Source organism: Salinibacterium sp. SWN167, from assembly GCF_015864665.1.
GTDB lineage: Bacteria > Actinomycetota > Actinomycetes > Actinomycetales > Microbacteriaceae > Rhodoglobus.
The window spans coordinates 1742464-1756645 of sequence record NZ_JADYWU010000001.1 but is presented as its reverse complement, the minus strand read 5'-3'; the positions used below and the strand labels follow the sequence as shown (position 1 = coordinate 1756645).

The 14182-nt window shown below is 60.9% G+C and carries 16 protein-coding genes; all 16 read right to left on the bottom strand.

The features are described 5' to 3' along the window. Positions 1 to 101 precede the first annotated feature (101 nt). Positions 102 to 1160, bottom strand: a complete 1059-nt coding sequence (gene lgt / locus I6E60_RS08400) for a prolipoprotein diacylglyceryl transferase (RefSeq protein WP_231601168.1) — start codon at positions 1158 to 1160, stop codon at positions 102 to 104. Between the two features lie 24 nt (positions 1161 to 1184). After that, positions 1185 to 1967, bottom strand: coding sequence for a tryptophan synthase subunit alpha (gene trpA, locus I6E60_RS08395; RefSeq protein ID WP_197124636.1), 783 nt, complete (start codon positions 1965 to 1967; stop codon positions 1185 to 1187). Further along, positions 1964 to 3238, bottom strand: a complete 1275-nt coding sequence (trpB, locus tag I6E60_RS08390) for a tryptophan synthase subunit beta (protein ID WP_197124634.1) — start codon at positions 3236 to 3238, stop codon at positions 1964 to 1966. The genes trpA and trpB overlap by 4 nt, the downstream gene beginning before the upstream one ends. Continuing rightward, the gene (gene trpC, locus I6E60_RS08385; RefSeq protein WP_197124632.1) at positions 3238 to 4008 is read right to left on the bottom strand and encodes an indole-3-glycerol phosphate synthase TrpC; all 771 of its coding nucleotides are present in this window, start codon (positions 4006 to 4008) and stop codon (positions 3238 to 3240) included. Before trpC ends, trpB begins: the two co-directional genes overlap by 1 nt. Position 4009: 1 nt before the next feature. After that, on the bottom strand, positions 4010 to 4240 hold the full coding sequence (locus tag I6E60_RS08380; protein WP_197124630.1) for a DUF6704 family protein: 231 nt from the start codon (positions 4238 to 4240) through the stop codon (positions 4010 to 4012). 60 nt (positions 4241 to 4300) lie between these two features. Then, a complete protein-coding gene (locus I6E60_RS08375) occupies positions 4301 to 4870 on the bottom strand; it encodes a Trp biosynthesis-associated membrane protein (RefSeq protein WP_197179684.1) in 570 nt (189 codons plus the stop codon). After that, positions 4867 to 6393 (bottom strand): anthranilate synthase component I, encoded by a 1527-nt coding sequence (locus tag I6E60_RS08370; RefSeq protein ID WP_197179682.1) that lies wholly within the window; start codon positions 6391 to 6393, stop codon positions 4867 to 4869. The genes I6E60_RS08375 and I6E60_RS08370 overlap by 4 nt, the downstream gene beginning before the upstream one ends. Continuing rightward, the gene (hisI, locus tag I6E60_RS08365; RefSeq protein WP_197124624.1) at positions 6386 to 6763 is read right to left on the bottom strand and encodes a phosphoribosyl-AMP cyclohydrolase; all 378 of its coding nucleotides are present in this window, start codon (positions 6761 to 6763) and stop codon (positions 6386 to 6388) included. The genes I6E60_RS08370 and hisI overlap by 8 nt, the downstream gene beginning before the upstream one ends. After that, the gene (hisF, locus tag I6E60_RS08360; protein WP_197124622.1) at positions 6760 to 7512 is read right to left on the bottom strand and encodes an imidazole glycerol phosphate synthase subunit HisF; all 753 of its coding nucleotides are present in this window, start codon (positions 7510 to 7512) and stop codon (positions 6760 to 6762) included. Before hisF ends, hisI begins: the two co-directional genes overlap by 4 nt. Position 7513: 1 nt before the next feature. After that, positions 7514 to 8353, bottom strand: coding sequence for an ATP phosphoribosyltransferase (hisG, locus tag I6E60_RS08355; RefSeq protein ID WP_197179680.1), 840 nt, complete (start codon positions 8351 to 8353; stop codon positions 7514 to 7516). 43 nt (positions 8354 to 8396) lie between these two features. Continuing rightward, entirely contained in the window at positions 8397 to 8660 is a 264-nt protein-coding gene (locus I6E60_RS08350; RefSeq protein WP_197124619.1) for a phosphoribosyl-ATP diphosphatase, read from the bottom strand. Positions 8661 to 8720: 60 nt separating this feature from the next. After that, complete coding sequence (locus I6E60_RS08345; RefSeq protein ID WP_197105681.1) at positions 8721 to 9095, bottom strand: FKBP-type peptidyl-prolyl cis-trans isomerase; 375 nt, start codon at positions 9093 to 9095, stop codon at positions 8721 to 8723. Between the two features lie 98 nt (positions 9096 to 9193). Continuing rightward, complete coding sequence (gene rpe / locus I6E60_RS08340) at positions 9194 to 9856, bottom strand: ribulose-phosphate 3-epimerase (RefSeq protein ID WP_197179677.1); 663 nt, start codon at positions 9854 to 9856, stop codon at positions 9194 to 9196. Positions 9857 to 9869: 13 nt separating this feature from the next. Then, entirely contained in the window at positions 9870 to 11234 is a 1365-nt protein-coding gene (locus tag I6E60_RS08335) for an RsmB/NOP family class I SAM-dependent RNA methyltransferase (protein ID WP_197179675.1), read from the bottom strand. After that, complete coding sequence (gene fmt, locus I6E60_RS08330) at positions 11231 to 12151, bottom strand: methionyl-tRNA formyltransferase (protein WP_197180060.1); 921 nt, start codon at positions 12149 to 12151, stop codon at positions 11231 to 11233. Before fmt ends, I6E60_RS08335 begins: the two co-directional genes overlap by 4 nt. A 54-nt stretch (positions 12152 to 12205) precedes the next feature. Next, positions 12206 to 14182 (bottom strand): primosomal protein N', encoded by a 1977-nt coding sequence (locus I6E60_RS08325; RefSeq protein WP_197179673.1) that lies wholly within the window; start codon positions 14180 to 14182, stop codon positions 12206 to 12208.

The following is a 14182-nucleotide window of genomic DNA, read 5'->3' as shown; positions in this document are numbered from 1 at the left end:
GTACCGTCCTCACGTATTACTGGTGCGGAGAGGGACTTCTATGGCCCAAAGAAAATCAGTACCTGATTCAGGCCTGAGGGGGTGTGGCCGCTTGTGGCGGACTATTTCGAATCTACGACAGGAGCGGACTCCTCCGCAGCGCTGACGACAATGTCATGCTCGGAATATCTTTCATCGGAGTTTACAACACCATCGGCACTCCAGACGTGACCGTCAACGTAGGCGCTCTTTTCGCGGCCGACATGACGACGTGACTGAACGATGTAAAGCACGATGCCGAGCGCGACTGTGAAGATTGCTCCCCAGACGTTCACGCGCAAACCGAAGTAGACCTCACTGGGGTCAATCCGGATGGACTCGAACCATGAGCGGCCGATGCCATACCAAATCATGTAGAGCGCCCACACTTTTCCCCACTGCAAGCGAACGGGGCCCACTGCGGTGAAGACGGGCACGGTGAGGCCGAGAACGTGCTTTTTCACGAAGCCATACTGGCGCTCCATCGTGAGCAAGAAGACAATACCGACAACGTTCCAGATCATTTCGTAGAGGAACGTCGGGTGGAATAGCGTATCGACCGGCAATCCCGCGGGAATCGCAGAGTTGCCTGCCTCGATCTCGAGGCCCCACGGCAACGCCGTCGGCTGACCAAAGAGTTCGTGATTGAAGTAGTTGCCGAGGCGGCCAATGGCCTGAGCGAGCAGAATTGCGGGAGCAAGTGCATCCGCAAAGCTCCAGAAACGGATGCCTGTCAGGCGAGCACCGATGTAGGCACCGACAGCGCCACCGATCAGCGATCCGAAGATGGCGTTGCCACCGTTCCAGATGCGAATGATCTCCCACGGGTCTGCGCCCTCGTAGAAGTAATCGCCAGGATGGGTGAACACGTGGTACAAACGAGCGCCTACCAGGCCAAGCGGGACAGCCCAGATGATGATGTCAATGACGATCCCGGGCTCTGCACCGTGACGAGTCAATCGACGCGAGGTCAGCCACGTTGCCGCGACAATGCCGATCAGAATGCAGATCGCGTAGGTGTGAATCACGACCGTGCTGCCGAAATTAAGGCCCAGGTTGCTAAACCACTGGCCGAACGGGAGGGTAACGAGCGTCGCCCATGAATCAGGCGGACTGGGAATGCTCAACGGCACTAGTGACAAAACGGTGACCTTTCTGAACTGCGACTAAGCAAGAGTACCGGTCGAAAGCGACGCGGCCGTTTTAGCGACAGCATCCACCCCACCGGAAGACAACGCACTAACGAAAACGGACCCCACGATGGCGCCATCCGCGTAGGTGAGAACTTCGCGAACCTGCTCAGCAGTCGAGATGCCAAGCCCGACACATGCACTCGTGGAACCTGCCTGACGCAGGCGTGCCACGAGCGTTTTGGCGGCGATATCAACATCGGAACGAGCTCCAGTGATGCCCATGGTCGATACGGCGTAGACAAAACCGGTGCTGGCCTCAACAGCGCGCACGAGACGTTCGTCACTGGATGACGGAGCGGCCAAGAAAATGCGGTCAAGACCCGTACGCTCGGAGGCGGCAATCCACTCAGTGGCTTCATCACTCACGAGGTCAGGCGTAATGATGCCCGCTCCGCCAGCAGCCTTGAGTTCGTCAGCAAAACGGTCGACACCGTACTGCATGATCGGATTCCAATAGCTCATCAGAACCACCGGAGTCGACACTCGAGACGTGATCTCGGCGACCGCGTCGAACCCGTCTTGCAAACGGAAGCCGTTGGAAAGCGCGAGCTGGGTGGCCTTCTGAATAGCAGGGCCGTCCATGACGGGGTCTGAGTACGGCAGGCCAAGCTCAATGACGTCTACGCCATTCTCGGCGAGTGCCACAGCAGCTTCGATGCTCTCAGCAACGGTGGGAAAACCGACAGGCAAATAGCCGATGAGGGCACCCGCACGGTCACGATTGGCCTGAGCGATTGCTTCTTCTACAGCACTCATGCCTTCTCCCCCGGAGCGTTCTGCTCGTCGGCCGCCTTTTTATCGGACGCCTTCTTGTCGGCCGCTGCAGCTTTCTCGGCCGAATCGATCAGATCGAAGTATTCCGCCGCAGTTTCCATGTCTTTGTCGCCGCGACCGCTGAGGTTTACGAGGATGACCGAATCCGGGCCGAGTTCCTTGCCGAGCTTGATCGCGCCGGCGAGGGCATGTGCCGACTCGATCGCAGGAATGATTCCCTCGGTACGACTGAGCAGGCGCAGAGCCTCCATGGCTTCAGCATCGGTAATCGGCTCATAGTTGGCTCGACCGATGTCTTTCAGCCACGAATGCTCGGGACCTACTCCGGGGTAGTCGAGACCGGCAGAGATGGAGTGCGACTCGATTGTTTGGCCCTCAGCGTCTTGCAGCATGTAGCTGCGCGCGCCGTGGAGAACACCGGGACGACCGCGGGTGAGCGTAGCCGCGTGACGTTCCGTCAGGTGGCCCTCTCCAGCGGCCTCGTAGCCATAGAGCGCAACGTCAGCGTCGTCGAGGAAGGCGTGGAAGATACCCATGGCATTGCTGCCACCGCCAACACACGCCACGACGGCATCCGGTAGCGCGCCCGTCAGTTTCAGGACCTGTTCGCGAGCTTCATCACCAATAACGCGGTGGAAATCACGAACCATCACCGGGAACGGATGCGGACCGGCAACGGTACCCATGAGGTAGTGGCTGTCATCGACGTTGGCGACCCAATCGCGCAAGCCCTCGTTGATAGCGTCTTTGAGCGTGCGAGACCCTGCGGTGACCGGAATAACTTCGGCACCGAGCAGGCGCATGCGGGCAACATTGAGCGCTTGACGCTCAGTGTCGACCTCGCCCATGTAAACGACGCAAGACATGCCGAAGAGCGCAGCGGCGGTGGCCGTCGCCACACCGTGTTGTCCGGCGCCGGTCTCAGCAATGAGGCGGGTCTTGCCCAAGCGACGGGCAAGCAACGCCTGACCGAGCACATTGTTTATCTTGTGCGAACCCGTGTGGTTGAGGTCTTCACGCTTGAGGATGATGCGGGCTCCGCCCGCGTGCTCGGCAAACCGCGGGATCTCGGTGATGATCGACGGGCGACCGGTGTAGCTTGCGTGCAGCTCAGCAAGCTCAGCGGCAAACTCCGGGTCGTTCTTGGCTTCGTTATAGGCCGCGTCTAGTTCGTCGAGAGCAGCAATGAGCGACTCGGGAACGAATCGACCACCGAACTCACCAAAGTAGGGGCCTAGTTCATCTTTCAGCATTAGCAGTCCAAAAAGTCTTGCAACGTGGCGATCGGATCGCCAGTGACGAGAGCCTCGCCAACCAGAACGACATCGGCGCCCGCGTTGCGGTAGTGCGCGACATCAGCAGCCGTCTTGACTGCTGACTCTGCGATACGGATGACTCCGCTAGGAATCTGATCGGCAAGCTCACCAAAGAGATTCTGATCGAGTTCGAAGGTGCTCAAGTTGCGCGCGTTGACGCCGACAAGGCTGGCGCCAACATCGAGAGCACGAGAGACCTCGTCTGCGGAGTGTGTTTCGACGAGCGGCGTCATGCCCAGCTCGACGATGAGGTCATAGAGACTGCGAAGCTTTTCCTGTTCCAGAGCGGCCACGATCAGCAAGACGAGGTCGGCACCAGCGGCACGCGCCTCGAACACCTGATAGGGCTCCGCGATGAAGTCCTTGCGAAGCACCGGAAGTCGCACGATCGATTTCACTGTCACGAGGTCTTCAAGAGAGCCGCCAAAGCGACGCTGTTCCGTCAGAACGCTAATTGCGCTTGCTCCGCCGGTTTGGTACGACGTCGCAAGAGAAGCGGGATCGCTAATTTCGGCCAACGCTCCGCGAGACGGGCTTGACCGTTTGATCTCCGCAATGATGTGCACCTGCTCGCGCGGAGCCAATGCCTCAAGCGCATCCAACGCCGGAAGCGCGTCAGCAGCAGCACGTTCTACATCAGCGAGGCTGACGGACTCACGGCGGACGGCGGCATCTTCGAGCGCGCCGTCAACTAAATCGGAGAGCACTCTAACTGTGAGGCTTGGGGGTGAGCTTGTCTCCACCCACGCCATAGCCAAGCTTCTTCAGCACCTGGCCAACAATGAGACCAACGACGACCAGCCCAGCCGATGCGAATACGAGCCACGCAAGGTTGAACCAAAAAGCGAAGGTTCCGATCGTGAACGCGACCAACATGATCACTACGGCGGTCCATGCCGCCGGGGAATTTCCGTGGCCGGGGTCAGTATCAGTACTCATCAGGCTCCATTCTTTGCTGATCCTAAATTGTAGCGGGAGTAACCCGCTCGGCGTTGCCAATCAGCCCTTAGTCGGGTCTATTCCTCGACTTTGAGCATCCCACTGCGATGCCGGATCATCGGCAACGACAGCGGTAGTTCGATCATATTTCTTGGTCGCGGTAGGCCAGTGCTTCGCCGAAACAGCGGCCGCAACACCGACAACCATGATGAGGATTCCAGCGATGAGCGCCGTAACCGACCACACACTGCCGTCGATGCCAACCACTAAGGCCCGAATCGACTCAATACCGCTGATGCCGGTCGCTTCGGTAATCAACTCGGATGCCGCTCGCGCCGGATCAGCCAACGTTGCCTGGCTGACTGCAACGACAATCCCGCCGACGATGGCGGCGATGACGCCGAGAACGCGGCGCAAGAACACCGACGCGATACCGAGGGCAGCGACGAGAGCAAACGTTGAGAGCGCGAGCGCAGCCAGCGCTCCCGCAACGTCGCTGCCGAGAACCTCAACGCTCACGTCATTCTGGAGGGTGATCGTGAACCAGCGTTGCGTCCACGAGAGCATCACCACTGCGCCAAGCAGCACCAGGCTGCTCAGCACGATCGAACGTGAGCGTTTCCAGTTCATGAACTGAGGTGAGTCATCGCATTAGCGACCGCGACAGCGCGAAGGGGCGCCGCAGCCTTGTTCTGAGCCTCTTGGTGCTCAGCGGCCGGATCTGAATCGGCGACAAGGCCGGCCCCGGCTTGAACGCGAGCAACGCCATCCACGATCGTTACTGTGCGGATAGCAATCGCGAGATCAGCATCACCGGCGAAGTCGAAGTAGCCAACGACTCCCCCGTACACACCGCGCTGAGCCGGTTCGAGTTCATCGATAATCTCGAGGGCGCGAGGCTTGGGTGCGCCCGAGAGCGTGCCAGCAGGAAATGTAGCGCGAAATACATCGACCGCGGAGGCTTCAGGCCTCAGATCGCCTTCGACGGATGATACGAGGTGCATGATGTGGCTAAAGCGCTCAACCTGCATGAACTCGGTGACGGCGACGGTTCCCGGCGTGCAGACCTTCAAGAGGTCATTGCGCGCGAGGTCGACAAGCATCAGATGTTCGGCACGTTCTTTCGTGTCGGCCAGTAGCTCTTCGGCAAGTTCGAGGTCGCGCTCGGTGTCAGCCCCACGCGGTCGCGAACCCGCGATCGGATGCATGTGCACCCGCTTCTGGGAAACCTTCACGAGTGCTTCAGGACTCGCGCCGACGATCGAATACGGACGACCATCCATGTCGACAAGCGACAGTAAGTACATATAGGGCGACGGGTTAAGAGTGCGCAAGACGCGGTAGACGTCGAGCGGCGTCGCCGAAACCTCGTGGTCGAAGCGCTGCGAGATCACGACTTGGAAGACATCCCCATCGCGGATGAACTCCTTCGACTTCTCGATCGCCGTGGCATACTCTGCCGGCGTGGAGCGCGAAGTCGGCTCCGGATCGATCTCGATATCTACATCAGCGAGAAAGGCATCCGTGGGTTGAGCAAGACCAGACTGGAGCACGTCGAGTCGAGATTGGGTTTCCGTCCACATCTCCTCCGGGTCTTGGTGCCCGTCATTCAACGCAGTCGAGATGAGCATGACCGTGCCGAAACGGTGGTCGAGCACCACGAGATCGGAAACGAAGCTCAGCGCCTGGCTTGGAACTTCGAAGTCAGCGGGCGGCGCATCGGGAAGGTTCTCCAGCTCGCGAACGGCTTCCCACCCGATGAAGCCGACAAGACCACCGGTGAGCGGTGGGTGGCCCTCAACTCGGGGCGTCTTCCAACGCTCGTTGAGATGCGCGAGTGCTTCGAGAGGAGCCGTCGGGCAATCGTCGCCGAGGATGCGCTCGCGCGGCATCCCATAATCGATCCACTCGACGCTGTGATCGTGTTGGGTAAGAACACCGAAGCTGGCGACGCCCACGAACGAGAATCGCGACCAGATGCCTCCCTGACCTGCCGACTCAAGCAAAAACGTTCCCGGGTTTGCCTTGGCGAGCTTGCGATAGACGCCGACGGGGGTTTCACCGTCGGCAAAAAGCTGACGGATGACGGGCACAACACGATGACCGCTGGCGACCAGCGACTCAAATTCTTCGCGACTCGTCGTGCTATTCATCGGAGAACCCTTGGTGCGGCAGGAGCGGATCTACTTCGAAGCACGAGTGTGCGCCGGTGTGGCATGCCGGACCGACCTGCTCGACGCCGACTAACAGTGCGTCGCGGTCGCAGTCGAGGGCAGCGGTGCGCACGTATTGGCGGTGTCCGCTCGTGTCACCCTTGCGCCATAGCTCTTGGCGGCTACGGCTATAAAACGTCACGCGACCCTCGGTTAGCGTTCGGGTCAGCGCCTCAGCGTTCATGTAGCCAAGCATGAGTACCTCTTTGGTGTCCCACTGCTGAATGATCGCCGGCAACAAACCATCGGCGGCGAACTGTGCGCGTTCAAGCACATCGCTGACGGTCTCCAGAGTGAGTTCATCGCTCATCGTGTAACCAATCCATGACTGTTGAGTGAAGCTTTAACGTCTCCTACTGTCAACTGGCGACTGTGGAAAACGGATGCTGCGAGCACGGCATCAGCGCCGGCATCGATGGCCGGCGCGAAGTGTTCGACTTTGCCCGCTCCACCACTGGCGATGACCGGGACGGTCGCAAACTCGCTGATCGCGGACACAAGTTCGAGGTCAAAGCCCTCTTTCGTGCCATCCGCATCGATCGAATTGACGAGCAACTCCCCTGCACCGCGTTCCATGGCTTCACGGGCCCATTCGAGCGCATCGCGGTCAGTTTCAGTGCGGCCACCGTGAGTAGTGACGATCCAGCCATCGCCGCGGCGTTTGATGTCGAGGCTCAGCACGAGGACCTGTGCCCCAAAACGGTGAGCGATGTCATCAATGAGCTGCGGGCGAGCAAGCGCAGCGCTATTGACGCCGACTTTGTCTGCGCCGTGGGCGAGGAGTTTGGAGACATCATCTGGCTCACGCACTCCCCCGCCGACAGTCAGGGGAATAAAGATTTGCTCGGCGGCGGAGCGTACGACTTCGTACATCGTCGCGCGACCTTCGACCGTGGCTGTCACGTCGAGAAACGTCACTTCGTCGGCGCCCTGCTCGTAGTACAGCCGAGCGAGAGAAACTGGATCGCCCGCGTCTCGCAAGTCTTTGAAGTTGACGCCTTTGACGACGCGACCGTCGGCGACATCGAGACAGGGAATAACCCGAACTGCGACCGCCACTTTAGATCCTCGCTGCGTGAATCGCGCTGACCAAGATCGCGCGCGCCCCAACCGCGTGAAGCTCGTCCATGACCTGATTGGTATCGACGCGACGCACCATTGAGCGCACCGCAACCCACGCAGGGTCTTGGAGCGGAGAAACGGTTGGACTCTCGATACCGGGCGTTACCTTCGTTGCGGCCTCGAGGAGCGCAACCGGAACGTCGTAGTCGATGAGTACATATTGGCGAGCGACAAGCACGCCCTGGAGGCGACGCTGGAGTGTCGCGCTGCCGTCAACTTCGTTGCCTGAGCTAATCAATACAGCGGTTGAATCGAGGATGACGGGACCGAAGATTTCGAGACCCTGTGCCCGCAGCGTCGAACCTGTCGATACGACGTCGGCCACAGCATCCGCAACTCCGAGTCGGATCGCTGACTCAACAGCACCATCTAGACTGACGAGCTCGGCTGTCACACCGTGACGCTCCAGGAAGGCGCCCACGAGGCCGGCATAGCTGGTGGCAACGCGAACTCCGTTGAGGTCCGAAAGCTCAGTGAAGCGACCAGGCTCACCCGCAAAGCGGAAGGTGGAATCGCCAAAGTTGAGGCTGGCGATCTCTGTCGCGGTGGATCCGGAATCCAACAGGAGGTCGCGGCCGGTAATTCCTACGTCGAGGGCTCCAGAGCCCACGTAGGTCGCGATATCGCGTGGGCGAAGGTAGAAAAATTCGACGCCGTTGCGTTCATCGCGCACATTGAGTGCACGCGGGTCGCGACGGCCAACGTAGCCCGCTTCGTAGAGCATTTCGGAAGCGGTCTCGCTCAGTGAACCCTTATTGGGCACTGCAATTCTTAACATGTCAGCTCTCAGTCAATTGGTGCGAAAAGGGGGCGTCGAGGCGTTAGAGATGTCGCCAGACGTCCTCAGGGCTGAGCCCCTTGGCAACCATCAGAACCTGAAGGTGATAAATCAGTTGGGAGATTTCGTCCGCGGTTTCTTCGTCAGACTGGTATTCGGCTGCCATCCACACTTCGGCAGCCTCTTCTACGACCTTCTTGCCGATCGCATGCACGCCAGCATCCCAGAGGGCAACCGAACCAGAGTCGGCGGGGCGTTCTACCGCTTTGCGGCTGAGTTCAGCAAAAAGTGCATCAAAGTCTTTCACACGTCAAGGGTACCGCCCCGGAGGGCGGTCCCTTGCCGCATGACGACTAACGCGTGGTGACTAGTTCGTGCCGAGCAGGTCGATGACGAACGTCAACGTGCGTCCGGAGAGCTGATGCCCTCCGCCAGCAGGCCCGTACGCAAGGTGCGGCGGGCAGATGAGCTGGCGACGGCCGCCCACCTTCATGCCGGGGATTCCTTCTTGCCACCCGCTAATGAGAGCCATGAGGGGGAAGTTGATGGACTCACCCCGGCTCCAGGAAGAGTCAAACTCTTCGAGAGTCTCAAAGTCGACGCCCAAGTAGTGCACGTCGACGGTAGAACCAGCAGTTGCTTCTGCGCCGGTTCCCTCTTCAATGTCAATAATGACGAGTTCGGTGGGGGCATCGCCCGCGTAGAACTCGACCTCTGGCTTAGTTTTTCCTGAATCGGTCATGCGACCAGTCAACCAGAAGAGCAGACAGAATCAGCGCTAGCGGATGCCCTGTCTGCAGATGTTCGCTCTCGGCGGTGTGGACGAGAGCGCGCGGCTGTTTAGTGGCGGTGCGCGCTGGCGCGCTCACGCAGCTCAGAGACACGCAACGAAGGATCATCTCCGCGATAGACCGAAGAACCCGCGACAAAAGTGTCAGCGCCCGCGGCGGCAGCAATCTCAATCGTGCGCTCATCGACACCGCCATCAACTTCGAGCCACACGTCGAGACCGCGCTTGTCGACCAGCTCCCGCAGCTGTCGCAGCTTCGGCATTGTCTCTTCCATAAAGCTTTGGCCGCCAAAACCCGGTTCGACCGTCATCACGAGAACCTGGTCGAATTCCTCGAGCAACTCGAGGTAGGGCTCGATAGCGGTGCCCGGCTTGACCGCGATGCCCGCTCGCGCACCCTTCGCCCGCAGCGTGCGGGCGAGAGCCACCGCATCCGCCGCCGCTTCGGCGTGGAAAGTGACGCCATAGGCGCCGAGGTCAGCGTACTCGGGGGCCCAGCGGTCGGGATCGGTGATCATCAGATGCACATCGAGCGGGATTGCTGAGACCTGCTGAATTCGCTCCGTCATTTGAAGACCGAACGTGAGGTTGGGCACAAAATGGTTGTCCATGATGTCAACGTGGACGAAATCCGCATTCGAAATTTTCGCGATATCGCGCTCAAGGTTGACGAAATCGGCGGCGAGAATACTGGGGCTAATACGCACTGACATACCGAGAGCCTATCTAGGAGTCTGCTTTGGCGAGGAGTTGGATGAACATGGCATCTGTGCCATGACGGTGCGGCCAGAGCTGGACATGAGTTGCCTCCGGCAGGTCGAGTTCTGCTTTCGAGAAACTCTGAACCACGGATGGCGTATCCATCTTGGTGATGCCCTCGGCCTTGCGCAGCACAGAACCGACAATCGCCTTGGTCTCAGCGGCATGGGGCGAGCAGGTGACATATGCCAACACTCCACCCGGTTTCAGCGCCTTCAGCGCTGATTGCAGCAACGCCGTCTGAATCGCGCCCAGCTGAGCGACATCGCCGGGTTGTTTACGCCAGCGAGCTTCAGGGCGGCGGCGAAGCGCGCCAAGGCCGGTGCATGGCGCATCGAGAAGGATACGATCGAACTGCTCGGGATGCTCCTCGCCGATATCGATGCCGTCTTTCTCCCAGACCTCGGGCGGAGCGTCGAAGACCGCGAGGGCGTTGCGAACGAGCTTGGCGCGGGCCGGAATCAGTTCGTTGGCGGTGAGCACGGCACCACCCTCCAGAGCTTCCGCGGCCAGCAGAGCGGCTTTACCGCCGGGGCCGGCACACATATCGAGCCACGACTCCCCCGCCAGTATGGGCCGAACGCGGCTGAGCGCGAGTGCCGCGATCTGCGATCCTTCGTCTTGCACTCGAGCCCGCCCTGCCGCAATTGCCGAGTTCTTCGACGGGTCTCCTTCGCGCAAGGTTCCGCCCACCGGTGAATATTCTGCCGGCGTGACATCGATGTCGGCGATCTCCGAAAAACCAGGAAGCGCCGCGACCGAAACCCGGGCGGGAACGTTGTCTGCTGCGAGCAACCCTTCGAGCTCAGCTTCGCGACCCTCGGCAACCAACACCTGCCGAAAGGCCCGGGTCACCCACAACGGATGCGAATACGTCACCGCAAGAGCTTGCTCCCCCGAGCTAGCAGCACCAATCACTCGCTCGCGCCAGGTATCAGCATCGTGCTTAGTGATCGCGCGCAGCACCGCGTTGACAAACCCAACCGCGGAACGCGAGCCAATCGTCTTTGCGAGGCGCACCGACTCATCCACTGCCGCGTGCGAGGGAACGCGCATCGACAGCAACTGATGCGTGGCGAGTCGCAACACGTCGAGCACAGGCGGGTCAATCTTGGAGACATCGCGGCCAGCCGCCTGAGCGATTACCGCGTCGTAGTAGCCCTGCATACGCAAGGTGCCGTAGGTCAGTTCGGTAGCAAGCCCGGCATCCGCGCTCGACAGTTTCGCGCGCTCAAGATGCACGGGAAGCAGGAGGTTCGCGTACGCATCCGACTCGCGCACCGCCATGATGACGTCGAGCGCGACCCGACGGGCTGACTGTGCGTAGCTCACGAAGCCACCACCTCTGATTCTGAGTTAAGGCCGCGCCACCAGGCTGCGGCATCCATTGCTTTACGTCCCTCGGGATGAACCCGGAGAAGCTCGAGCGGTTCGGTTGCGGTACCGACCAGAACCTTCTTGCCGACGAAATCGAAGTGCCCCGGCGCGAGAGTCGGGACGTCGCGAGCGATCGCGGCCTCAAGAACCTTGAGCCGTGCTCCGTCGATTGTCGTCGAGGCACCGGGTTCGGGAGTCACGCCACGAATGCGGTTGTGCACTGTCTGAGCGGGCTCTGTCCAGTCGATGCGCCCATCTTCGAGCGACAACTTGGGCGCGAGAGTCACGTCGCCGGTCTGCGGAACCGCGGTGGCAGTGCCTGCGCCAATGGAATCGACCACGCCCCTGAGCAAATCAGCGCCCGAGAAGGACAGCTGCTGCAGGAGCGAACCTGCTGTTTGCTGGGCGCCAATCGGTTCAGTCATCGTCGCGAAAACATCGCCAGCATCGAGCTGTTCGACGAGTTGAAAGACGGCTGCGCCTGAAACGGCATCGCCGGCCATGATCGCGCGCTGCACCGGTGCAGCCCCGCGCCAGTGCGGCAAGAGGGAGAAATGCAGGTTGATCCAGCCGAGCCGCGGAATCGTGAGAACCGAAGCCGGAACAAGCCCGCCGTAGGCCACGATCACACCCAGATCAACAGTGAGGTCAGTAATCGCGGATGCCGCAGCGGCGTCGAGCCGATTGGCTCGAATCACGCTGATTCCGGCTTCTTCAGCGCGTGCGGCCACTGGCGTCGGTGTCATGACGCGTCGGCGACCCTGCAGTGAGTCGGTGCGGGTGAGGACGCCAGCCACCTCGTGCTCGGAGTTCACAAGCGCGTCGAGACTGGGAACAGCAACCTCGGGGCTACCGGCAAAAAGAAGTCGCAACGAAGTCATCCCCCAATTGTCTCGTGAAATAGCGCGAACGGGTGCACGCTGGGGCTACAGGTCGACAAACGGTTCCAGATCGTCGAGATGAACGCGAAGCCCGGGCGCCGGCTGGCTGGAGCGTGGAGCCCCCGGTTTGCGGCTGCTGCGGGAGACCGTCGTGGCCGCCACCACGAGTGCTTTGAGTTGCTCAGCGACGGCTGCTCCGTCTTTGTAATCGAAACGGATGATGGTGCGAACCAGCCCATCGGGCAGATCGACGGGGCCGAGCACATCGAGCGCAGCGACCGGCAGCTGGCTAATCGCATCCGAAACGAGCGGAATTTTTCCCGTGAGAGTTGCGACTCGCACTGCCGGCGGAAACCGCAACTCACGGCGATCGGCGAGTTCAGCTTGAGCGAAATCTTCTTGGCGCCACGTGACAAGTGCTGTCGCGAGTGAGCCGCCGACCCCAACAACGACCGAGGGGGCGCCGTCCGCGCCGAGAGCAATCGCGTTTGACCACGCTCGAAGACAGTCCTCGGCAACACGCAAACTCTCTCGCGCCAACATTCCGGCGCCGTCAAGCAGGATGACGGCGCGGTAGCCGCCCTCTGCGATCGGCTCAGCACCTCGAGTCGCAATGATGAGCGATGGCTCGTTGGCCACCGTGAGGATCTGATGCTCGCCATCGGCGACGATCACTCGATAGCCAGGGAAGGCGCGTCCTAGTTCGTCAGCGGTACGGCCGGTGCCCGATCCAACCATGCGCAGTCGGGTGCCGTCACATTCACGACAGCGCCACTTGACGGCAAGGGCGCCACACCAGACGCAGCTGGGAGTCGCCGATGCCGACCGTTGCGCAAGCGGACCGGCGCACGTGGTGCAGCGGGCAGTCTGCGAGCATTCGGCGCACGCCAAGCGGGGCGCGTAGCCGGGGCGCGCCACCTGCACGAGCACGGGACCTTCGTCGAGCCCGGCGCGCGCCGCCTTCCACGCTGATGAGGGAATACGAGCAAGGGCCGCCAGGCGGTCTTGGCTCTCCTGGTTTGCAGTGGGGATGACCTTCGGCGGTCGAATGCCGCCGGGGCTGATGGCCGCTAGCCACCCCACTTCAACGAGTCGTTGCACTTCAGTGCTACGCGAATGGCTCATGAACACCAGCGAACAGTGCTGTTGTTCTTGGCGGAGCAGTGCGGCATCCCTAGTGTGGATATACGGCGTGAGATTTTCGCTGTAGAGCGGGTCGCCGTCGTCCCACACTACGATCAACCCGAGGTTAGACGCTGGCGCATACACTGCAGAGCGATTGCCGATGATGACGAACGGGGTGTCTTCGTGGGTGCGCAAAAAGTTGCCGTAGCGTTTCTGAACGCTCTGGCGAGCATCCAATCTCAACACGCGTTCAGCGGGCAGCAGAGCACCGACGGCTGCCTCAAGTTGTTCCTGATCACGAAAGTCGGGGGTCGCCAGAATCGCGGTCGTGCCGCGAGCAAGAGCCTGCGAGGCGAGTTCGGCCATCGTGACAGCCCAACGGCCAACCCACACGCCAGGAGCGACCTCCGCTACGCCGGTCGGCGCGGCCAGCGCGGCCCGCTTGTGCTCGGCGATAAGAGTGCCGATGGCACCCGCATCGAAGTACGACAATGCATGCCCTTCAGGGGGCGGGTCGTAGGTGACCGTCGCGGGGTCGGGAAGTGACTTCTCCGCCCGAGCGTGACGTTTCGGGATGCCCAACCGCAGCACATCGGCTGCGTTGCCGGCCGCTCGATCCGCCGCCGTGCGCGCCAGAGTCCACACCTCTGGAGACAATACGGGGAACGGAGAGATTACCGCTTCGAGCTCGCTGAGCTTGCCTGCGTAGGCCACAGTATCGGTGAGTTCAACAATCCAGCCCTCCACGAGCCGGCCGAGCGTGCGCAGCGGAACCTTGACGCGAACGCCAGCGCGCGCCTCGGCACGAAACTTCTCGGGAACCGCGTAGTCAAAGAGTCTGTCGAGTTGAGGCAGCGGCGAATCAATGAGCACCCGAGCGATGGATGCTTCACTCAT

What these genes read in the sequence shown, in the direction of transcription:
- hisI (WP_197124624.1), bottom strand. Translation starts at nt 6,763, where the DNA reads ATGAGCGATGAACTCACTCTGGAGACCGTCAGCGATGTGCTTGAACGC.
- I6E60_RS08380 (WP_197124630.1), bottom strand. Translation starts at nt 4,240, where the DNA reads ATGAGTACTGATACTGACCCCGGCCACGGAAATTCCCCGGCGGCATGG.
- trpA (WP_197124636.1), bottom strand. Translation starts at nt 1,967, where the DNA reads ATGAGTGCTGTAGAAGAAGCAATCGCTCAGGCCAATCGTGACCGTGCG.
- hisG (WP_197179680.1), bottom strand. Translation starts at nt 8,353, where the DNA reads ATGTTAAGAATTGCAGTGCCCAATAAGGGTTCACTGAGCGAGACCGCT.
- trpB (WP_197124634.1), bottom strand. Translation starts at nt 3,238, where the DNA reads ATGCTGAAAGATGAACTAGGCCCCTACTTTGGTGAGTTCGGTGGTCGA.
- I6E60_RS08370 (WP_197179682.1), bottom strand. Translation starts at nt 6,393, where the DNA reads ATGAATAGCACGACGAGTCGCGAAGAATTTGAGTCGCTGGTCGCCAGC.
- I6E60_RS08325 (WP_197179673.1), bottom strand. Translation starts at nt 14,182, where the DNA reads ATGAGTGAAGCATCCATCGCTCGGGTGCTCATTGATTCGCCGCTGCCT.
- rpe (WP_197179677.1), bottom strand. Translation starts at nt 9,856, where the DNA reads ATGTCAGTGCGTATTAGCCCCAGTATTCTCGCCGCCGATTTCGTCAAC.
- I6E60_RS08345 (WP_197105681.1), bottom strand. Translation starts at nt 9,095, where the DNA reads ATGACCGATTCAGGAAAAACTAAGCCAGAGGTCGAGTTCTACGCGGGC.
- I6E60_RS08375 (WP_197179684.1), bottom strand. Translation starts at nt 4,870, where the DNA reads ATGAACTGGAAACGCTCACGTTCGATCGTGCTGAGCAGCCTGGTGCTG.